Here is a 20406-nt window from a genome sequence, read left to right as displayed (position 1 = left end):
GCAGAAGGTAAACCCAAACGTGCAAAGACGCGGTGAAGCCGCATGGTAAAAATTCAGGAATCTTTCGACGATTAAAACCTCGTAGCGTCATCGGAGCGACGGGTTCGAGAGCCTCGAACGTACGCTTGCGAGTGGGGCATTTCGTTGCTCCGTCTCGCACACGTCCGCCGCGGCAAAGGCCTGTTTCCGCAATTTGGTCGGAACTCGAAATAAGATCAAGCCCGATCAGATTTCGCCAATCCGGCAGAGAAGGCCGTCAGCAAGGCCTTTCCTGGGATCCAGTCCTCAAGGCCGCTTTGCCCGTTGATGTGGCCGAAAGGACCGATCGCGACAAGACCGCTGCCCCACAGATCCGCTCGTGCATGGGCATGGTCGAGCGTGCCGAAAGGATCATCGGCGCTTGCGATGATCAGAGTGGGGAAGCGCATCTTTTGTGACGGTGGATCGGCGAATCCGGCCGCCTCCTCTGGGAATGACGCGGACTGCGGGTCCGGGACTGCCACAAGAAACGCTCCGGCAACGGTAAGCGAAGAAACCTGCTGCCAATGAGCGACCAGCAGACAGGCAAGGCTATGGGCGACCAGCAGGGGAGGGGTTGCTGATTCGCCGACGGCGCGCTCCAGGGCTGAAATCCAGTCCACCAGGTCGGGTTTTTCCCAATTGGCCGGTTGAAAACGTCGCATTTCCGGGTTCGACCTTTCCCAGCGTGTTTGCCAATGAGTATCGCCCGAACCGCCAATCCCCGGCAATATGATGATGTCCTTCATGTCTCTTCCTCTGATCATCCGCGCAGTTGAAAATGATGCATTTTCATTTGCTTCGGAATGAATGATCATCGGAAAACCGCGTCTCTTTCCGATGATTTTAAGGTGACCCCATGGCTTTTCAGGAAAACAATCGGGTATCGCTCGATCCAACCGATATCGCCATTATCGAGGCGATGCAGGAAAATGGACGCATTGCGATTTCCGAACTCGGTCGACGGGTCGGGCTCTCTCAGCCAGCAGCATCGGAACGGGTCAAGCGGCTGGAAGATCGCGGCATCATTGTCGGTTACACCGCCCGGATAGACCCCACCGCTCTGGGGATTGGAATGACGGCTGTGCTTCGCTTGCGCACGACGCATGAGCATATCAAGGCCTGTCTGAAACAGTTCGCGGAGATGCCGCAAGTCATGGAAGTATTGCGCCTCACCGGAGAGGACTGTTTTCTTTTGAAGGTGCTGGTTCCGTCGCCGGGGGAGCTGGAAACGATCGTGGACACGATCGCGCGTTTTGGAGCCGTGACGACATCTCTGGTGTTGCGCAGCGAGAATCCGAAACCGATCGGACGCGCCCTGCTGCAGCGCCCTTGAGAATATGCGGACGACCAGCTTGTTCCAGCGAAGCGTGCCGCCAAAACGCTTCCGCGTCCCGCTCTCGATACGGTTTGAATCAATATTGAGAATGAAGGTATGGCGGACAGGGTGGGATTCGAACCCACGGTACGCTTTCACGTACACACGCGTTCCAGGCGTGCGCCTTAAACCACTCGGCCACCTGTCCTTTTTTGGCGTTCGCGCCCAGGGTAGGAGCAAATCGTCGGAACGGCGCGATATATACCGATGAATTTACGTCGATCAACCTAAATCTAACAGTTTTTTGACTTCTTCCGATAAAACTCGCCTCGGCCCATCCATTGTGCTTCACCTCATCGACGACTATGTAATTCTCTAGGTGGAGAATGGCGCGGCCGGCCGGAATTGTCCGGCATATCGAGCGTCGGAGGAATTGATGCGTTTCCTGTTGCGTCTGGCGAGTCTTGTCGCGCTTGCGGCGGCCGTTATTGCCGGGACCATCGATTCGATCCAATCGGTTGCCGCGTCCTCCGTGGTGATGACGCCGATCTCCGATGCCTGGCAGGATGTGAGCCCGACGACGCTGACGTCGCTGCAATCCTCCCTTTCCTATTATATCCACCCGCGCTTCTACACCCTCATCTTCCAGTGGCTGATGCTCCAGCCGGCCTTTGCCGTTTTCCTGGTGATCGCGCTGCTTCTGTGGATGATCGGCTACAAGAAGCCGCCGGTGGCCGGTCGCTTCACCGCATAGCTAGGTGGTTTTGCCGGCACGGCCCGGTGAGAAATCCGGGTGGCGTAGCCTGCTCTTCGACATCGGTATCTACCGCCGGGCTGGCTAGAAAATCCGCATTCTGAGGGAGAGAATGTCCAAAAATCAGTCCCGAAGAGCTGATTTTCGGCAATCGCTGCAAATCTTTACCGCCTGAAAAATTTCTGGTGAATTTTTCCGTGAGCCATGCAAGGATGCACGCAGCCAGGCCTCCGGGGGGAGGTCGGTGGTTCCGCAGACATGCCCGAAAAGGGCTTGCGGGAGGACCCCTAACGAATAGCAACAACAGGGCTGCACAATGAAAAAATCCCTTCTCACTCTCTTTGCCGTGGCTGCCATGTCGACGACGGCGCTTGCCGCCGATGTCAAGCCGGCGCTGGTTTACGGCACCGGCGGGAAGTTCGATAAGTCCTTCAACGAGGCGGCCTATAACGGCGCCGAGAAGTTCAAGACCGAGACCGGCATTGCCTATCGCGACTTCGAGCCGACGGGCGACACCCAAGGCGAACAGGCCATCCGCAACTTCGCAAGCCGCGGGTTCAATCCGGTGGTTGCCGTTTCCTTCGCCTGGACCTCGGCCATCGAGAAGGTTGCAGCCGAATTCCCGGACACCAAGTTCATCATCGTTGACTCCGTCGTCGACAAGCCGAACGTCCGCTCGGTTGTCTACAAGGAAGAAGAAGGTTCCTACCTCGTCGGCGTTCTCGCCGGCATGGCCTCCAAGACCGGCAAGGTCGGCTTCGTCGGCGGCATGGACATCCCGCTGATCCGCAAGTTCGAATGCGGCTACGAGCAGGGCGCACGCTCCGTCAAGGCCGATATCGAAGTGTTCCAGAACATGACCGGCACGACGGGCGCTGCCTGGAACGACCCGGTCCGCGGCGGCGAGTTGGCGAAGAACCAGATCGACCAGGGCGCTGACGTCGTTTATGCGGCAGCCGGCGCCACCGGTCTCGGCGTTCTGCAGACCGCCGCCGACAACAAGAAGCTGTCGATCGGCGTCGACTCCAACCAGAACCATCTGCATCCGGGCTCGGTCCTGACTTCGATGGTCAAGCGCGTCGATCTCGCCGTCTACAATGCCTACAACGACACCAAGAACGACAAGTTCACCGGCGGTGTCCAGGCGCTCGGCGTCAAGGAAGACGGTGTCGGCGCCGCGATCGACGACAACAACAAGTCGCTGATCACACCGGAAATGCAGGCTGCCGTCGACAAGGCCAAGGCCGATATCATCGCGGGAACCGTCAAGGTTCACGATTACACCTCGGACAACGCTTGCCCGAAGTGATCCGCGCCCGTATGTGATCGACGATTGAGATCGGGCGTATGGCGGAGGGGATTTTCGCCATACGCCCTTTTCTTATTTGGAGTCTGCAGTGACAGATAAGCCCGCTATCGAGCTTGTCGGCATCGATAAGAAATTCGGTGCCGTCCACGCCAACAAGGACATCAACCTGACCGTTGCCAAGGGAACGATCCACGGCATCATCGGCGAAAACGGTGCCGGCAAATCGACCCTGATGTCGATCATCTACGGTTTCTACCATGCCGATAGCGGCGAGATCCTGGTCAACGGCAATCCGGTCACCATCCGCGACAGCCAGGCGGCGATCGCCACCGGCATCGGCATGGTGCACCAGCATTTCATGCTGGTCGATAATTTCACGGTGCTCGAGAACATCATGCTTGGCGCCGAAGGCGGCATGCTGTTGGCGAGGGGCGTCGCCTCGGCCCGCGCCGAGCTCAAGCGGCTGGAAACGGAATATGGCCTGGAGGTCGATCCGGACGCGCTGATCGAGGAGCTGCCGGTCGGCCTGCAGCAGCGTGTCGAGATCCTGAAAGCGATGTATCGCGGCGCCGAGATCCTGATCCTCGACGAGCCGACCGGCGTTCTGACGCCGGCAGAGGCCGATCATCTCTTCCGGATCCTCAAGGTGCTGCGCGACCAGGGCAAGACGATCATCCTCATCACCCACAAGCTGCGCGAGATCATGGCGATCACCGATACGGTCTCGGTCATGCGCCGCGGCGAAATGGTCGCGACCCGCAAGACGGCGGAGACGACGGTGGAGGAACTCGCCGAGCTGATGGTCGGCCGCCGCGTGCTGCTGCGCGTGCAGAAGGGCGAGGCCAACCCCGGATCTCCCGTGCTGTCCGTCCGCAACCTGACGGTCAAGGACAATCGCGGCGTCACCATGGTCGACAATGTCTCCTTCGACGTGCGCGCCGGCGAGATCGTCGGCATCGCCGGTGTCGCCGGCAATGGCCAGTCCGAATTGCTGGAGGCTATTGCCGGCATCCGCAAGCCGACCTCCGGCGAAATCCTGCTCGACGGCCAGACGATCGACAAGGCTGATCCCGCCCGCCTGCGTGATCTCGGCCTCGCGCATATTCCCGAGGACCGCCACCATATGGGCCTGGTGCTGAAATTCGAGGAATATGAAAATTCCGTGCTCGGCTATCATCGCCGCCCGGCCTACAGCAAAGGCCCGCTGCTCGATCTCGAAGCGATCCGCAAGGATGCGATGGAGAAGATCGAGAAGTACGACATCCGCCCGCCAAACCCGCGGCTTAAGACGGCGAATTTCTCCGGCGGCAACCAGCAGAAGATCGTCGTCGCCCGCGAGATCGAACGCGATCCGAAGATGCTGATCATCGGCCAGCCGACACGTGGCGTCGATATCGGCGCTATCGAATTCATCCACCGCCGGATCATCGAAATGCGCGATGCGGGCAAGGCGATCCTGCTCGTCTCCGTCGAGCTCGATGAAATCCGCTCCCTTTCGGACCGTATCCTTGTCATGTTTGCCGGCCATGTCGTCGGCGAGAAGACGCCCGATGCCGGTGAACAGACCCTCGGCCTGATGATGGCCGGCATTGCCGCGTGAGGCCTTTATGAGCACTGCTTCCGTTCCGCTGCCAAACTGGATCAACTACGGCCTCATCCCGCTTTTGAACCTTACCGTCGCCTTCCTGATCTCCGGCTTCGTCGTCTGGCTGATCGGTGAAAGCCCTCTCGATGCGCTGTCGCTGCTGATCGAGGGTGCGCTCGGCAATGGCGAGTTCATTGGCTTCACGCTGTTCTACGCGACGAGCTTCATCTTCACCGGCCTTTCCGTCGCGGTGGCAATCCATGCCGGTCTCTTCAACATCGGCTCCGAGGGCCAGGCCTACATGGGTGGCCTCGGCTGTGCACTGGTGGCGCTTTCGCTCGATAATTACGTGCCATGGTATGTGACGATGCCGGTTGCGGTGGTCGGCGCTGCACTCTTCGGCGCGGTTGCCGCCTTCATTCCGGCATGGCTTCAGGCGAAGCGGGGCAGCCATATCGTCATCACGACGATCATGTTCAACTACATCATCGCCTCGCTGATGAACTACCTGCTGGTGCACGTATTGATCGTGCCCGGCAAAATGGCGCCGGAAACACGCACATTCCTCGAGGGTGGGCAGTTGCCGAAGCTAACATGGCTGATGGAAATATTCGGGACAAAGCTGGGTGCTGCCCCGTTAAACGTCTCTTTCATCATTGCGCTGGTTATGTGCTACGTCGTCTGGCTTTTAATCTGGCGCACGAAACTTGGCTTCGAGATGCGCACGCTAGGCGTCAGTCCGACAGCTGCTTCATATGCCGGTATTCCCTACGTACGAATCGTGATGATCGCGATGATGCTCTCCGGCGCGCTGGCCGGCATGATGGCGCTGAATCCGGTTATGGGCGCCTCCGCCCGCCTGCAGGTGGGGTTCGTCGGCGGCGCCGGCTTCGTCGGCATCGCCGTATCGCTGATGGGCCGCAATCATCCGCTCGGCATCATCCTGGCGGCAATCCTCTTCGGCATCCTCTATCAGGGCGGCGACTGGATCTCCTTCGAAATGCCGAATATCACACGCGAGATGATCCTCGTCATCCAGGGTCTGGTGATCCTGTTTGCCGGCGCGCTGGAATATATGTTCCGGCCGGCGATGGTGCGCCTCTATCAGCAGTTCAAGCGCGGTTAAGGAGCGGGCGATGGATTATTATGACATCTTCATCAGCGTTCTAGCCTCCACCATCCGCCTGTCGATCCCGCTGATCTTCACCGCCCTTGCCGGTCTGTTTTCGGAACGCGCCGGCATCTTCGATATCGGCCTTGAGGGTAAGATGCTGGGCTCAGCCTTTGCCGCCGCCTGCGTTGCCTATCTCACCGGTTCCGCCTGGCTCGGGCTCGGTGCCGGCATCCTCTGCTCGGTGGCGCTGAGCCTGCTGCACGGCTTCGCCTCGATTACCAATCGCGGCAATCAGATCGTGTCAGGTGTGGCGATCAACTTCTTCATCGCCGGCATCACCATCGTGCTCGGCCAGGCCTGGTTCGGCCAGGGCGGGCGCACGCCGCAGCTGGCGCCGGATTCGCGTTTCGCGCCGATCATCCTCCCGGGCGCCGATGCCGCCCGCGACATTCCGATCATCGGCCCGCTTTATGCCAATGTCATATCCGGCAACAATATACTCACCTACCTCGCCTTCCTCGCCGTACCGTTTTCCTGGTGGGTGCTTTACCGCACACGTTTCGGCCTGCGCCTGCGCGCCGTCGGCGAAAATCCGGGCGCGGTCGATACGGCAGGTATTTCCGTTGCCTGGCTGCGCTACCGCGCCGTCATGTGTGCCGGCATTCTCTGCGGCTTTGCCGGCACTTATCTCGCCATCGCCCAGTCCGCCGCCTTCATCAAGGACATGTCGGCCGGCAAGGGCTACATCGCGCTCGCAGCACTCGTCTTCGCCAAGTGGAAGCCGGTCCCCGTCATGTTTGCCTGCCTGCTCTTCGGCTTTCTCGATGCGCTGGCAAATTTCATGCAGGGAAAGCAGGTGCCGCTGATCGGCGAAGTGCCGGTTCAGGTCTTCCAGGCGCTGCCCTATGTCCTTACCTGCGTCCTGCTTGCCGGCTTCATCGGCGTCGCGACCCCGCCGAAAGCTGGTGGCGTGCCCTATACGAAGGAGCGTTGATATGTCTCACGATCTGTTCGAAGCCGCCCGCGGCGCCATGGCCTTTGCCCATGCACCCTATTCGAAATTTCCGGTTGGCGCGGCGATCCGCGCCGAGGACGGCAAGGTCTATACCGGCGCCAACATCGAAAACCTCTCTTTTCCGCAAGGGTGGTGCGCCGAGCCGACGGCGATCGGCGCCATGATCATGGGCGGCGCCAAGAAGATCGTCGAAATGGCGGTCATTGCCGAAAAACTCCCGCTCTGCCCGCCCTGCGGCGGTTGCCGCCAGAAGATCTCCGAATTTGCCTCCAAGGAGACGAAGATCTACCTCTGCGATGAGGCGGGCGTGAAGAAGACCATGACGATGGAAGAGCTTCTTCCCTTCAGTTTCGAGACCGAACTCGGATGAAGGCGACCGTCAACCTGCTTGCCGCATTGCTCGGTGGCATCAAGCCACGCCACGGTATCGTGCTCGGCTCCGGTCTCGGCTCTCTCGTCGGTGCGCTGGACGGCGCCGTGCGTGTTCCCTATCGTGACCTGCCGGGCTTTCCCGTCAGTGCCGTCTCCGGCCATGCAGGCGAAGTTGTCGCCGGCCGTCTCGGCGGCGTGCCCGTTATCATGCTCTCCGGCCGCGTGCATTATTACGAGAGGGGCGATGCCAACGCCATGCGCCTGCCAATCGAGGTGCTGAAGGCGCTCGGCGTCGAAGCGCTGATCCTGACCAATTCGGCCGGATCGTTGCGTGACGACATGCCGCCCGGTTCGGTGATGCAGATCACCGATCACATCAACTATTCCGGCATGAACCCGCTGATCGGCGAGGAAAGCGATCACCGTTTCGTCGGCATGACCAATGCCTATGACGCGGGCCTTGCCGCGGCGATGCAAAGGGCAGCGGCAAAGCTTGAAATCGAGCTGGCGCAAGGTGTCTATATGTGGTTCTCCGGTCCAAGCTTCGAAACGCCGGCCGAAATCCGCATGGCGCGCATCCTTGGCGCCGATGCCGTCGGCATGTCGACTGTGCCTGAGGTCATCATCGCAAGAATGCTGGGCCTGAGGGTTGCCGCCGCCTCCGTTATCACCAACTATGGGGCAGGCATGACCGGCAATGAGCTCAGCCATGAAGAAACCAAGGACATGGCGCCCATTGGCGGCGCCCGTCTCGCCGCCATTTTGAAAGACATGATTGCGGCTGGAACAGGATGATTTTAGGCCGGGTCGGCCTAAAATCTGAATCCTGTTCTAAATAGATAATTAGAACATGGTGCCGAAACCGCGCACACTTTGCGGCTTCATGCTCTAGAGGATGCGAAGATGAATAGCCATTCCAACCGGGAGACGGCGGCTGTCGCCCTTTCTCTTCTCGATCTCACCAATTTGAAGGATGATTGCACCGAGGCGCAGATCGACGCGCTCTGCGCCCGGGCGCAGACGCCCTACGGCACCAGCGCTGCGATCTGCATCTGGCCGCGGTTCGTCGCTCAGGCCCGCAATATCCTCGGCACCGGGCACGCCGTGCGGATCGCGACCGTCGTCAACCTCCCCTCCGGCGATATGGAAGTAGCCGATGTCGCCGCTGAAGCACGCGAGGCGATTGCCGATGGCGCCGATGAGATCGATCTGGTCATCCCCTACCGCAAGCTGCTCGCCGGCAACGAGAAGGCGGTGACCGACATGGTCAAGGCCGTGCGCGCAGAATGCGCCGGCCCCGTCTTGCTGAAGGTCATCATCGAGACTGGCGAGCTGAAGGATGCGGCATTGATCCGCCATGCCTCCGAACTCGCCATCGAAGCCGGCGCCGATTTCATCAAGACCTCCACCGGCAAGGTCGCCGTCAATGCGACGCTCGAAGCCGCCGACATCATGATCCGCACTATCCGCGAGAGCGGACGCAAGGTCGGCTTCAAGCCATCAGGCGGCATCGGTTCGGTGGCCGATGCCGCGCTCTATCTGAGCCTTGCCGAAACCATCATGACACCGGACTGGGCGATGCCGTCGACGTTCCGCTTCGGCGCTTCCGACCTGCTCGACGATATCCTGGCGGTTCTGAGCGGAACACAGTCGGCACCGGCTGCGGCGTCGGGCTACTGAAATGATTCCGCAGGAGATCATCCGGCGTAAGCGCGATGGCGACGAACTCGACGCCGCCGAGATCAGCTCCTTCGTCGCGGCACTCGCCGCCGGTCAGTTGTCGGAAGGTCAGATCGGCGCATTCGCCATGGCCGTCTGGTTCAAGGGCATGTCGCGGACCGAAATCGTGGCCTTGACGCTGGCGATGGCCGATTCCGGCGACAGGCTGCAATGGGCCGATATCGATCGCCCGATCGCCGACAAGCATTCGACCGGTGGCGTCGGCGACAATGTTTCGCTGATGCTGGCGCCGATCGCCGCTGCCTGCGGCCTCGCCGTTCCGATGATCTCCGGGCGCGGCCTCGGCCATACCGGCGGCACGCTGGATAAGCTCGAATCCATTCCCGGCTATATGATCACCCCGGATGCGAACCTGTTCCACAAGGTCGTGAAGGAGGCGGGATGCGCCATCATCGGCCAGACCGGGACCTTGGCGCCCGCCGACGGCAGGCTCTATGCCGTGCGCGACGTGACCGCCACCGTCGATTCCATTCCCCTCATCACTGCCTCTATCCTCTCGAAGAAACTTGCGGCGGGGCTCGAGACGCTGGTGCTCGACGTCAAGGTCGGCAACGGCGCGTTCATGGCCGATCGCGGCCAGGCGGAGATCCTGGCGCAGTCACTGGTCGAGGTGGCCAATGGCGCAGGCGTGAAGACCTCGGCCCTGATCACCGACATGAACCAACCGCTCGCCGATAGTGCCGGCAATGCCGTCGAAATGCGCAACTGCCTGGATTTCCTGGCGGGCAGGAAGGCCGACACGCGGCTTGAGACCGTCGTTCTTGCTTTCGCCGCCGAGATGCTGGTGAAATCCGGTATCGCCGCCTCGTCTGATGAAGCCGAGAGGATGGCGCGGCAAGCCCTGTCATCGGGAAAGGCGGCCGAGGTCTTCGCGCGCATGGTGTCCATGCTCGGCGGCCCGGCCGATCTCATCGAAAACCCCGACCGATACCTGGCCAAGGCGCCGGTCGCAAAGCCTGTTCCGGCCGCCCGGTCCGGCTGGCTTGCCGCCTGCGATGCGCGCGGTATCGGGGTCAGTGTCATCGATCTTGGCGGCGGAAGACGCCATCCGGCGGACCGGATTGATCATCGCGTCGGCTTCTCCGAACTCCTGCCGCTCGGCACCCGCGTCAATGCCGGCGAACCGATCGCGCTGGTTCATGCCGCCGACGAAGCCGCGGCGGAAAGGGCAGCTGCGGCACTTGCCGCGCACTATCGCATCACCGAGGACAAGCCGGAGCTGACACCGGTAATTGCCGGCCTGATCTGACGCGGTTTACTGCTTGAGGCTGAGCGAACCGTCGGCGACGGAATAGGAGGCGAGCTTCTGCAAAAAGCTCATGCCGACCAGCGTCGTCGTCAGCGCATCGTCCTTCAGGACGAAGGCTTCAACCTCACGCACGCGAATACCGCCGATCTCGACCCGGTCGAGCGTCACATGCGCGGCCTTCGTCCGGCCGTTCGCGGTGTTCACCCCATAGCGGAAATCGAGCTGGTTGGCGGTGAAGCCCAGCCGGCGGGCGAGCGTCTCGTTGAGCGCCACATAGGTGGCGCCGGTATCGATCAGGCCCTGCACCGGCTTGCCGTTGATCTTGAAGCTGCCGGTATAATGGCCCTGCGCATCGGCCTGAAGGCGGATCGCATTGCTGCCGTAGGCCGGCTCCGGTGCGACCGGCTGCTCGGTTTGGGTCGATACGTAATTGGCGGAGAGAGCGTCAGCGGGCTGCTGGCTGGTGCTTCCGAAGAAGGAAGGCACCTGTGTGGCGAGCACTGCGGCGATGCTGGCGAATAGGACGGTACGCACGAGCATGAAACAGAAATCCTTCCTGTATAAACCCGGCTTCATGCAGGGCCTCATGCTCCAAGCTTGCTAAACCTCAAGTGCTGATAAGTTGCTAAGATCGACGCCAAAAGGCCCGGAACGAACCTCCGGGCCGTAAAGTCTTTCGATTTGGTAAAGGAAGGCTGAAATTACTTGGTGCCGTACATACGGTCGCCGGCATCGCCGAGGCCGGGCATGATGTAGCCCTTCTCGTTGAGATGACTGTCGATCGATGCGGTGAAGACGGGAACATCGGGATGCGCGGCGCGGAAGTTGCGGATGCCTTCCGGCGCGGCAAGCAGGCAGAGGAAGCGGATATTGTGGGCGCCGCGCTCCTTGAGCTTGTCGATCGCCGCGATCGAGGAATTGCCGGTCGCAAGCATCGGGTCGACGACGATGATCAGCCTTTCGGCCACGTCCTCCGGCGCCTTGAAGTAATACTCGACCGGCTGCAGCGTCTCGTGGTCGCGGTAGACGCCGATATGCGAGACGCGGGCGGACGGCACGAGATCGAGCATGCCTTCGAGCAGCCCGTTGCCGGCGCGCAGGATCGAGGCGAAGACCAGCTTCTTGCCCTCGAGGATCGGCGATTCCATCGTTTGCAGCGGCGTCTCGATCGTTTCCATCGTCAGTTCGAGATCGCGGGTCACTTCGTAGCAGAGCAGCGTCGAGATTTCGCGCAGCAAACGCCGGAAACTTCCCGTCGATGTCTCCTTGCGCCGCATGATGGTGAGCTTGTGCTGCACAAGCGGATGATCGATGACCGTGACGCCGTCCATGGGGAAGCCTTTCATTCTTTCTATCGAATGTTTCTTTCACGGAAATTGGCCCGACCGCAAGAGTGGCGGCCAATTTGCGTCGATCTTCCCCAGCCTCTGGGGTCTTTAAAGCCGGGCGAGCAAGTCCTTGCGCGTCTGCTCGTCGACGAAGGCCGCTTCGATCGCCGTGCGCGTCATCGCATCGATCTCGGCGTCGCTGAAGCCGAAAGCTCCGGCGGCAAGTTCATATTCCCGCTTCAGTGAAGTATAGAAGAATGGCGGATCGTCCGAGCTGATCGTCACCCGCACGCCCGCTTCCTTCAGTCGCCGCAGCGGATGGGACGCAAAATCGGGAAACACCCCGAGCGCGATATTGGAGCCCGGGCAGATCTCGAGCACGGTGCCGAGGTCGGCAAGCCGCTTCACTAGGTCGAGATCCTCGATGGCGCGCACGCCGTGGCCGATCCGCGAGGGGCGCACCGCATTGAGCGCGTCGTCAACGCTGAAGGCGCCGCAGACCTCGCCGGCATGAATGGTCAGCCCCAGGCCGGCATCGCGGGCGATATCGAAGGCGCGTGCGTAATCGGCCACACGGCCCATGCGCTCTTCGCCGGCAAGGTTGAAGCCGGTAATCAAAGGATTGTCCGCCTTTGCTGCATATTCGGCAGCGCCGATTACGCTTTCCGGACCGAAATGCCGCTCGCCGGTGACGATCAGCCGGGCCTCGATGCCGCTCTTTTCCCTGGCCCGCCGGATGCCTTCGCAGATACCGGATATATAGGCGTCGGCTCCCAGCCCGATGCGCTTGCCGTGGTCGGGCGAAACGATGAGCTCGCTGTAGATCGTATCGATGCCGGCGAGTTCGTCGAGATAGGTTTCGGTCAGAAGCGCATAATCCTCCTCGGTTCTGTAGACCTCGGAAACCTTGTCGTAACATTCGAGGAAGCTTGCGAAATCATGCCAGATATAGGCGCCGTCGCGAAGCTCAGCGCTGATGTCGACGCCATATTTCCGTGCCTGCGCCGCTGTCAGAGCTGGCGGTGCCGCACCCTCCAGGTGGCAGTGCAGTTCGACCTTCTTCAAATGCGATGTCACAGAAAACTCCTTCCGTGCGCTCCGGCCGGAATGCCGAGATGCCGCGCGATGCTTTCGCCGATATCGGCATAGCTGCGGCGCACGCCGATCGAACGCGACCGGATGCCGGGGCCATAAGCGATGACAGGCACGCGTTCGCGCGTATGGTCCGTGCCGCGCCAGGTCGGATCGCAGCCATGATCGGCGGTGAGCACGACGAGATCGCCGGGCTTCAGTTTCTTGTGGACTTCGGGCAAGCGCGCATCGAAGGCTTCGAGTGCTGCGGCATAACCCGGCACGTCGCGGCGATGACCGTAGATCATGTCGAAATCGACGAAATTGGTGAAAACGAGATCGCCGTCCTCAGCCGCGTCGATCGCCGAGAGCGACGCATCCATCAGCGCCTCATTGCCATTCGCCTTGATGACCCTGGAAATGCCCTGATGTGCGAAGATGTCGCCGATCTTTCCCACAGCATGCACATGTCGGCCATGCTCGATCAGCCGATCAAGCAGCGTCGGCTCCGGCGGCAGCACGGAGAAGTCGCGCCGGTTTCCGGTACGCTGGAAAGTAGAAGCGGACTGGCCAATAAAGGGCCGGGCGATGACGCGGCCGATATTGTAGGGATCGAGCAGCCCCCGGGCTAGACGGCAGAAGGCGAGCAGACGATCAAGGCCGAAATGCACCTCGTGCGCCGCGACCTGGAAGACCGAATCCGAGGAGGTATAGCAGATCGGCTTGCCGGTGCGGATATGTTCCTCGCCGAGCCGGGCGATGATCTCCGTTCCCGAGGCATGGCAGTTGCCGAGGATGCCGGGCACGTCAGCCTCCCTGCACAGCGCCTCGATGAATTCCTGAGGAAAGGCGTCGCCCTCTATCGGGAAGTAACCCCAATCGAAACTGACAGGTGTTCCCGCGATCTCCCAATGGCCCGACGGCGTATCCTTGCCGCGGGAAACTTCGGTGGCGGCGCCATAAATGCCGTAGACCTTCTCCGGGACGGGCATGCCGGCCGGAAACCTGCCGGAGGCCGATCGCGCGATATGCATCAGCCCGAGTTCCGACATGTTGGGCAGGGATAGCGGCCCTTCGCGCAATCCGGCACGGTCTGCGGCTCCGGCCGCGCAGAACTCGGCGATGTGCCCGAGCGTATCGGCGCCCTCGTCACCATAGGCCGCCGCATCCGGCGCTCCGCCGACGCCGAAGGAATCCAGAACAAAAAGAAAGGCACGCGCCATTTTACACCCGAGAGAGCCGATCGCCGACCTCTGCAATGTCGGAGGCGGCTGAGATCCAGCCATATAATGCTGCGGCCGGCTTGGCAAATTACAGCGCCTCGCGTCTTATTCAGACGCGCAAAGGACGCTGTAACATTTTGAATTGCTGCATAACTCCTGTCGATTTCGATTGAGGGAGTTATGCAGCAGAGAAGAGCGGGAAGGGCCGTCAGCAGTCGCCGCAGGGGATCGAGTCGCCTTGCCGCTGGCGGTAGAAATAATTGCGGCTGATGGTGATCGTGCGCATGCCGTCCGGCATGAAGTTCGGCGCGAACAGGAACATCGTATAGGGGATGCTGACCTCGGTACGAACAAGGAAGCTGTTCGCCGTCTTCATGTCGGTCGGCACGTCGCTCACTGCGGTGTCCTTGGCATAGGGCACCGTCCCGTCTTGCGCCCAGGACCAGAGCACTTTCGCATTGGCGCCGGCGTCGATGCTAATCCCGGTGATCTTCATCTTCAGCGACGTCGTGTTGTAGGGCAGGAAGATTGCGTTTGCGACCGATGGCATTTGCGCAAGCGCACTCTTGGTGACGGATTGCTGCTGGGTGACGAGGTCGGCCACCGCTCCTGCGGCGCGTGTCACCCGCTTGCTGACGCTGAGGCCGACCGTAATCTCGAAAGCGCCGATATAGAGCATGACGAGCACAGGAAAGAGGATCGCGAATTCGATCGCTCCGGCGCCCTTGCGGTCGCGGGCCAGCCGCCGCACCGTCAGGACCAATCTGGTGAACGGGTTGCGCAACGCCATTATGGATACTGCTCGTTCTGGAAGGCCGAGGTCCCGACGATCAGATATTGCCTCGGCATCGAAGCGTCCGTGGGGCGTATGGTGGTGATGTAAGGCCGGACCAGGTCCGCGGTGATTTCCCAGCGATAGTAAGCGCGCAGCATGTTGATCGTGCCGGCGCCGCCCGGCGCATATTTGAAGGCAGCCGGATTGATGTCGGCATATTTGTCGGTGGAAACCTTGGGGATCGTCGTCGGAATGGCCGAGAAGGTGCTGAACGTCTGCACATCCAGGTAGAGCTTGCTCGGCGTGGCGACTTCGGTCGCCGAGCAGCGGATCAGGATCGAGATCTCATCGCAGAAAGCCTGGCGGAATTGCGCCTGGTTCATATCGGTCGTGCGGCCGAGATTATAGGTGATCTGCCCGGTTCGCATCCGGCGGCTCATCGTATCGACGCCGTTGGAGACGAGTTCCTCGGCGGCGAAGGCGACGAAAGTTTCGAGGATTGCGAAAATCACCAGGAAATAGGGAATGGCGAGCAGGGCGAATTCGATCGCCGCGGCACCATCACGCGAGCGGGCGAGAGCGCGAAACCGTAAGAAACGGAATGGCGCAAAAGCGCGCCCCTTATCCGTCTTCTGATCAATTACCGTCATTGCCTGGACCCGAGCGACATTTTCCAGTCGTCAGACTAAGGTCCGTTCGTTGATTTTCCGTTTCAACCTGACACTATGATTTTAACGAATGGCCGAAGAACCGAGGCAAGCCGATCAAGGCGCGGTGGTCGCCTGCTGTGCATGCTGCTCGCAGTTCGGCGTGCAGGACAGCACGGAGCGCTGGGTCTGCCGGTAGACGCGCACCGTATTGCCCTCGTCGATCGACACCAGGATGCGTTCGTCGAGGATCGCGTTGCCGTCGGCATCGAGGAGGACCAGATTGGTGGTGCCGAAGCTGCGGCCTGTCAGCACGATGGTCTTGGAATCGGCCACGGTCGCATCGGCGACTGCGGCATTGCCGACAATCACCTTGCTGACGGGGCGGTCGAGCTTCAAGACGCGCGCGTGATCCATATAGACGCGCAGCATGTCATCGTCTGCGGCCGCGGACACTCCCGAAATACCGAAGACGGCGATCATGCCGGCAAAGAAAATGGTTTTGCCGCTCGATGACATTGGGTCCTCTTTCACGATCACAGCGCAATATCCGCATAGAATGGAAAAAATTGGTGAACGAAGCCTTAAGCCTACCACTCTGTTCCGGGATGAAGCGTAATGATCCGATTTGGTACGGCTTTAAGACGGCGCACGCCCCGGTTGGAAGCAGAATATGTGCTATTTCCAGATGAATACAGCGAATATCTCAGGAATATCGTTAAATATTGAGCGAAGTGAGTAAGAAAATACTGACTCTACAAAGGTCTGTTGTCTCGTTCACATGTCGTTAACTCTTTTCCTTAAGCCGATAGAAACGGCCATTCGCTAGGTTGCACTCATCCGATCAACGGCAAACAGTTGGCGGACGTGCTGAACATCAACTGGAGTTAGGAGTTACCATGACCAAGCTTTTTAGCCGTTTTCTGAAGGACGAATCCGGCGCGACCGCAATCGAATACGGCCTGATCGCCGCCCTCATTTCCGTAGCGCTCGTGACTGGCGCAACCACGCTCGGTGGCAAGCTCAACAGCACCTTCACCACGCTGGGTAACAAGCTGGACGACGCTGTCACCCCCTAATCTGCCAGAGCGCAGCTCTGTCTAGAAGATCGGGCTCACGAGCGAAATGCCGTGAGCCTATTTGTATTGGGCAGATGAGAATTTGAGGCAGGTGAGAAGATGATCGTAGCCGCAATCCTTCTGATTTTTCCGCTCTGCCTTGCTTTTGCGGCCATATCCGATCTGTTGACGATGACGATCCCGAACAGGGTATCGTTGATCATGGTGATTTCATTCGCCGTGTTGGCGCCATTGAGTGGAGTGGCTCTTCCGGCAATCGGAATGCATGCGCTGGGCGCCGCCATGGTGTTCGGCATTTGCTTTGCCATGTTTGCGCTCAATGTGATGGGCGGTGGAGATGCGAAACTGTTGAGCGCGGCTGCGCTCTGGTTCGGTTGCGAGCCTGCTCTGCTGACTTTTCTGGCCTATGTCAGTGCCATCGGCGGCTTGGTCACGTTGGCGATCCTGTTGATCCGGTCACAGTCAAATACGATATTGGCCATCGGCCTTCCCATCCCCAATTCGCTGCTGCTTGCCAAGAAGGTTCCTTACGGTATCGCGATCGCGATCGGCGGTTTCATGGCCTTCCCTTCCTCGCCGCTCTTCCTCGCCGCGCTGGAAAGCCTGAAATAACGGCATTTTAAATGCCCGTTAACTTAAAATGTAAGCATTCTATTAACCATAATTATACCAATTGCTGAGCATTCTACAGGGCGAACATATCGTGCCCTGAGGAATGATCGATGAAACCGGCCCGCCTTATAATCCTAGCTGTCGCCGTGGCGGCAGCCGGCCTTGCCGGCCTCCTGGCAATGCGCATGGCGGGCAGTGGCGGTGTCGTTACCCAGGTCCAGTCGGTCATCGAGAAGGAACCCACCGTCAACATCCTCGTCTCGAGCGCCAATCTGCCGGTCGGCGCAAGGCTGGACGACAAGTTGGTGCACTGGATGGCCTGGCCGCAGGGCGGCGTCGTCCCAGGCTTCATCACCGAAGCCGATAGGCCGGATGCGATCAAGGATCTGCAGGGCGCCGTCGTGCGTCTGCCGATCTTCGAAGGCGAACCGATCCGGCCGGAAAAGATCGCCGATTCCAGCAGCCGCATCCTTTCCTCCCTGTTGCCGGCCGGCAAGCGCGCCGTCGCGACCGAAATATCGGTGGCAACCGGTGCCGGCGGCTTCATCCTGCCGAATGACCGCGTCGACGTCATCATGGTCCGCAAGGGCGCCGAGGCCGACAAGCTCATCACCGAAACCGTGCTGAGCAATGTCCGCGTCCTCGCCATCGACCAGCAGATCCAGGAAAAGGACGACGGCTCGAAATCGGTGGTCGGCACGACCGCGACGCTCGAACTCACGCCCGATCAAACGAAGGTTCTTGCCGTCGCCCAGCAGATGGCGGACCGGCTGTCGCTCGCGCTGCGCTCGGTCGCCGATGCGCAGGAGCAGGATACCAGCGCCGCCGACTATCTGCTGAGCGGCGACAACGGCAGTGCGATCATCCAGGTCATCAAATCGGGCGCCATCGTCACGGATGCCGGCGCCGCGCCGAAGGCGGAGTAAGGGACGTGCAAATGGGCAATTCAACGCGGCGCGCCGGACCTCTCCTGACAGGCTGCCTTTCGCTGGCAGTCGGCCTCTCTGGTATAGTGCCGGCCTCTTTCGCCCCACTTTTCGCAGCGGGCGAGGCGCGTGCCGACTCCGATAGCCTGGTTCGGATCTCGCAGACCGGCTCCAATGCCCATCGCCGGCTGAAGATCGGTCTCAACAAGGCCGTCGTCGTTGATCTGCCGGAGGATGCGCATGATATCCTCGTCTCCGATCCGACCATGGCCGATGCCGTGACCCGCACCTCGCGGCGCATCTACCTGTTCGGCAAGAAGGTTGGCCAGACGAATATCTTCGTCTTCGGCGCCGGTGGACAGGAGATCGTCAATCTCGACATCGAGATCGAGCGCGACGTCTCCGGCCTCGAAGTCAATCTCCGTCGCTTCATTCCCGACTCCAACATCAACGTCGAAATCGTCTCCGACAACATCGTGCTGACCGGTACGGTGCGAACGCCACAGGATGCCACGCAGGCGGCCGATCTGGCGCAGGTCTTCCTGAAGGGCGGTGAGGCGACGACCAGAACCGAAACGGCATCCGGCACCGGCGGCGACAGCTCGGTGGCGCTCTTTGCCGAAGGTCGCCAGACCTCACAGGTTGTCAACCTCCTGCAGATCGAGGGCGAGGATCAGGTCACCCTCAAGGTAACGATCGCCGAGGTCCGCCGCGAGGTGCTGAAGCAGCTCGGCTTCGACAATCTGGTTTCCAATTCCTCCGGCATGACGGTTGCCCAGCTCGGCAGTCCGGGCGCCGACAGCGCGACGGCGACGGTCGGCGGCGGCCTGGCGGCGCTGTTCAAGAGCTCGATCGGCAAATACGACATTTCGACCTACCTCAACGCGCTGGAACAGGCCAAGGTCGTCAAGACGCTCGCCGAACCGACGCTGACGGCGATATCGGGTCAGGCCGCGACCTTCAATTCCGGTGGCCAGCAGCTTTATTCGACGACCGACAGCGACGGCAACGTCACCGTCGTACCGTTCAACTACGGTATCAACCTCGCCTTCAAGCCGGTCGTGCTGTCATCGGGACGCATCAGCCTGCAGATCAAGACCAATGTCTCCGAACCGGTAGCCGGCAGCGGCAACGCCACCTATCAGCGCCGTTCGGCGGAGACCTCGGTGGAGCTGCCCTCGGGCGGTTCGATCGCGCTCGCCGGCCTGATCCGCGACAATGTTTCCCAGACGATGGGCGGCACACCCGGCGTTTCGAAGATCCCGCTGCTCGGGACGCTCTTCCGCCAGAAGGGGTTCGAGCGCCAGGAAACCGAGCTCGTCATCATCGCAACGCCCTATCTGGTGCGCCCGGTGGCGCGTAACCAGCTCAACCGGCCGGACGACAATTTCAGCCCTGAGAATGACGGTGCAACCTTCTTCCTCAACCGTGTCAACAAAGTCTATGGCCGCCGCGAGGCGCCCGTCGCCGATGCGCAGTTCCACGGCTCGATCGGGTTCATCTACAAATGAGCGGGGCGCGAGCGGCAGCGATGGCAGAAAACAGAGATCAGGCGATGGCCCATATGAATGCGACGACACCTCGCCTCGGAATCTCGAAGGCGCTTTTTGCCACACTCGCCATGTCGGTGGCGATACTTTCCGGATGCGCTGGCCCGCATGACCAACTGACGACCGGCGGCATTCCGGACGATTACCGCGCCCGCCACCCGATCGTCGTCACGGAGGCGGAGCAGACGGTGGATATACCCGTCGCCTCCACCGATCGCCGCCTGACCATCGCTCAGCGCGACCTCATCCGCGGCTTTGCCGCAAACTACATCTCGCGCGCCTCGGGGCCGGTTTACGTGCTGTCGCCACAAGGCTCGCCCAATTCGGCGGCAGCCTATCAGCTGCGCAATCAGGTCCGTGCCGAGCTGACATCGAGGGGGATCGCAAGCTCGAAAATCGTCAACACCTCCTATGCCGCGGTCGGTCCTGGCGATGCGGCGCCGATCCGGCTGAGCTTTACCGGCACCACCGCGGTCACTACGCAATGCGGTCAATGGCCGAAGGACATATCGAACGATTTGACCAACCAGAACTACTATAATTTCGGCTGCGCCTCGCAGAACAACCTTGCCGCCCAGATCGCCAATCCGGAGGATCTGGTGGCGCCCCGCGGCATGACCCCGATCGATGCACAGCGGCGCAACAATGCGATCCAGGAATACCGGACGACGACGACGACGATCGAAGATGCTGGCGACAGCGGATTCTGAGGCGGAACGGA

At 60.7% G+C, this 20406-nt stretch carries 23 protein-coding genes and 1 tRNA gene; 15 read left to right on the top strand and 9 right to left on the bottom strand.

Annotated elements, in window-relative coordinates; translation table 11 throughout:
- Positions 1–215 precede the first annotated feature (215 nt).
- Positions 216–836 (bottom strand): RBBP9/YdeN family alpha/beta hydrolase, encoded by a 621-nt coding sequence (locus tag RWK44_RS14580; protein ID WP_316028989.1) that lies wholly within the window; start codon positions 834–836, stop codon positions 216–218.
- A 41-nt stretch (positions 837–877) separates the two neighbouring features.
- Here RWK44_RS14580 and RWK44_RS14575 point away from each other — a divergent pair, with 41 nt between their 5' ends.
- Positions 878–1354, top strand: coding sequence for an Lrp/AsnC family transcriptional regulator (locus tag RWK44_RS14575; protein ID WP_316028988.1), 477 nt, complete (start codon positions 878–880; stop codon positions 1352–1354).
- Between the two features lie 100 nt (positions 1355–1454).
- Here RWK44_RS14575 and RWK44_RS14570 read toward each other — a convergent pair.
- Positions 1455–1544: transfer RNA gene (locus RWK44_RS14570), tRNA-Ser, on the bottom strand.
- A gap of 228 nt (positions 1545–1772) precedes the next feature.
- Between RWK44_RS14570 and RWK44_RS14565 the strand changes: the two genes are divergently transcribed.
- The 9 genes from RWK44_RS14565 (at position 1773) to deoA (ending at position 10474) form a co-directional block, all read left to right on the top strand.
- The gene (locus tag RWK44_RS14565) at positions 1773–2090 is read left to right on the top strand and encodes a hypothetical protein (RefSeq protein WP_003544459.1); all 318 of its coding nucleotides are present in this window, start codon (positions 1773–1775) and stop codon (positions 2088–2090) included.
- A 316-nt stretch (positions 2091–2406) separates the two neighbouring features.
- Positions 2407–3399: a BMP family lipoprotein gene (locus RWK44_RS14560; RefSeq protein ID WP_017962791.1), complete on the top strand. Its 993-nt coding sequence runs from the start codon at positions 2407–2409 to the stop codon at positions 3397–3399.
- Positions 3400–3487: 88 nt separating this feature from the next.
- Positions 3488–4999: an ABC transporter ATP-binding protein gene (locus RWK44_RS14555; protein WP_131666582.1), complete on the top strand. Its 1512-nt coding sequence runs from the start codon at positions 3488–3490 to the stop codon at positions 4997–4999.
- Between the two features lie 7 nt (positions 5000–5006).
- Entirely contained in the window at positions 5007–6110 is a 1104-nt protein-coding gene (locus tag RWK44_RS14550) for an ABC transporter permease (RefSeq protein WP_131666581.1), read from the top strand.
- A gap of 10 nt (positions 6111–6120) precedes the next feature.
- The gene (locus RWK44_RS14545) at positions 6121–7092 is read left to right on the top strand and encodes an ABC transporter permease (protein ID WP_131666580.1); all 972 of its coding nucleotides are present in this window, start codon (positions 6121–6123) and stop codon (positions 7090–7092) included.
- Between the two features lies 1 nt (position 7093).
- Positions 7094–7483, top strand: a complete 390-nt coding sequence (locus tag RWK44_RS14540; RefSeq protein ID WP_003544464.1) for a cytidine deaminase — start codon at positions 7094–7096, stop codon at positions 7481–7483.
- The gene (locus RWK44_RS14535; RefSeq protein ID WP_221944878.1) at positions 7480–8280 is read left to right on the top strand and encodes a purine-nucleoside phosphorylase; all 801 of its coding nucleotides are present in this window, start codon (positions 7480–7482) and stop codon (positions 8278–8280) included. The genes RWK44_RS14540 and RWK44_RS14535 overlap by 4 nt, the downstream gene beginning before the upstream one ends.
- A 108-nt stretch (positions 8281–8388) precedes the next feature.
- On the top strand, positions 8389–9165 hold the full coding sequence (deoC, locus tag RWK44_RS14530) for a deoxyribose-phosphate aldolase (protein ID WP_222062291.1): 777 nt from the start codon (positions 8389–8391) through the stop codon (positions 9163–9165).
- A gap of 1 nt (position 9166) precedes the next feature.
- The gene (deoA, locus tag RWK44_RS14525) at positions 9167–10474 is read left to right on the top strand and encodes a thymidine phosphorylase (RefSeq protein WP_222062292.1); all 1308 of its coding nucleotides are present in this window, start codon (positions 9167–9169) and stop codon (positions 10472–10474) included.
- A 6-nt stretch (positions 10475–10480) separates the two neighbouring features.
- Here deoA and RWK44_RS14520 read toward each other — a convergent pair whose 3' ends face one another.
- The 7 genes from RWK44_RS14520 to RWK44_RS14490 form a co-directional block, all read right to left on the bottom strand.
- The gene (locus RWK44_RS14520; RefSeq protein ID WP_168283198.1) at positions 10481–11050 is read right to left on the bottom strand and encodes a TIGR02281 family clan AA aspartic protease; all 570 of its coding nucleotides are present in this window, start codon (positions 11048–11050) and stop codon (positions 10481–10483) included.
- Between the two features lie 125 nt (positions 11051–11175).
- The gene (gene upp / locus RWK44_RS14515) at positions 11176–11805 is read right to left on the bottom strand and encodes a uracil phosphoribosyltransferase (protein WP_003544477.1); all 630 of its coding nucleotides are present in this window, start codon (positions 11803–11805) and stop codon (positions 11176–11178) included.
- 105 nt (positions 11806–11910) lie between these two features.
- Positions 11911–12879, bottom strand: a complete 969-nt coding sequence (locus tag RWK44_RS14510) for an adenosine deaminase (RefSeq protein WP_316028987.1) — start codon at positions 12877–12879, stop codon at positions 11911–11913.
- Positions 12876–14096: a phosphopentomutase gene (locus RWK44_RS14505; RefSeq protein ID WP_316028986.1), complete on the bottom strand. Its 1221-nt coding sequence runs from the start codon at positions 14094–14096 to the stop codon at positions 12876–12878. The genes RWK44_RS14510 and RWK44_RS14505 overlap by 4 nt, the downstream gene beginning before the upstream one ends.
- A gap of 208 nt (positions 14097–14304) precedes the next feature.
- Entirely contained in the window at positions 14305–14886 is a 582-nt protein-coding gene (locus RWK44_RS14500) for a TadE/TadG family type IV pilus assembly protein (RefSeq protein WP_316028985.1), read from the bottom strand.
- Positions 14886–15521 (bottom strand): TadE/TadG family type IV pilus assembly protein, encoded by a 636-nt coding sequence (locus RWK44_RS14495; RefSeq protein WP_316028984.1) that lies wholly within the window; start codon positions 15519–15521, stop codon positions 14886–14888. The genes RWK44_RS14500 and RWK44_RS14495 overlap by 1 nt, the downstream gene beginning before the upstream one ends.
- 114 nt (positions 15522–15635) lie before the next feature.
- On the bottom strand, positions 15636–16037 hold the full coding sequence (locus RWK44_RS14490) for a pilus assembly protein N-terminal domain-containing protein (RefSeq protein WP_316028983.1): 402 nt from the start codon (positions 16035–16037) through the stop codon (positions 15636–15638).
- 380 nt (positions 16038–16417) lie between these two features.
- On the opposite strand from RWK44_RS14490, the gene RWK44_RS14485 reads away from it, so the two are divergent.
- From RWK44_RS14485 to RWK44_RS14465, 5 genes are all read left to right on the top strand, one after another.
- A complete protein-coding gene (locus tag RWK44_RS14485; RefSeq protein ID WP_017962804.1) occupies positions 16418–16597 on the top strand; it encodes a Flp family type IVb pilin in 180 nt (59 codons plus the stop codon).
- Between the two features lie 99 nt (positions 16598–16696).
- Positions 16697–17209 carry an A24 family peptidase gene (locus RWK44_RS14480; RefSeq protein ID WP_221962634.1) on the top strand — a complete coding sequence of 171 codons (513 nt, stop codon included), beginning with the start codon at positions 16697–16699 and terminating at the stop codon, positions 17207–17209.
- 110 nt (positions 17210–17319) lie between these two features.
- The gene (gene cpaB / locus RWK44_RS14475) at positions 17320–18135 is read left to right on the top strand and encodes a Flp pilus assembly protein CpaB (RefSeq protein WP_221962632.1); all 816 of its coding nucleotides are present in this window, start codon (positions 17320–17322) and stop codon (positions 18133–18135) included.
- An 11-nt stretch (positions 18136–18146) separates the two neighbouring features.
- Positions 18147–19646: a type II and III secretion system protein family protein gene (locus tag RWK44_RS14470; RefSeq protein WP_221962629.1), complete on the top strand. Its 1500-nt coding sequence runs from the start codon at positions 18147–18149 to the stop codon at positions 19644–19646.
- The gene (locus tag RWK44_RS14465) at positions 19643–20395 is read left to right on the top strand and encodes a CpaD family pilus assembly protein (protein WP_316028982.1); all 753 of its coding nucleotides are present in this window, start codon (positions 19643–19645) and stop codon (positions 20393–20395) included. Before RWK44_RS14470 ends, RWK44_RS14465 begins: the two co-directional genes overlap by 4 nt.
- Positions 20396–20406 lie beyond the last annotated feature (11 nt).

This window comes from Rhizobium sp. 25PS6 (genome assembly GCF_032464655.1).
Taxonomy (GTDB): Bacteria; Pseudomonadota; Alphaproteobacteria; order Rhizobiales; family Rhizobiaceae; genus Rhizobium; species Rhizobium laguerreae.
Note: the sequence above shows the minus strand (reverse complement) of the source record. Positions and strands in the feature narration are given on the sequence as shown.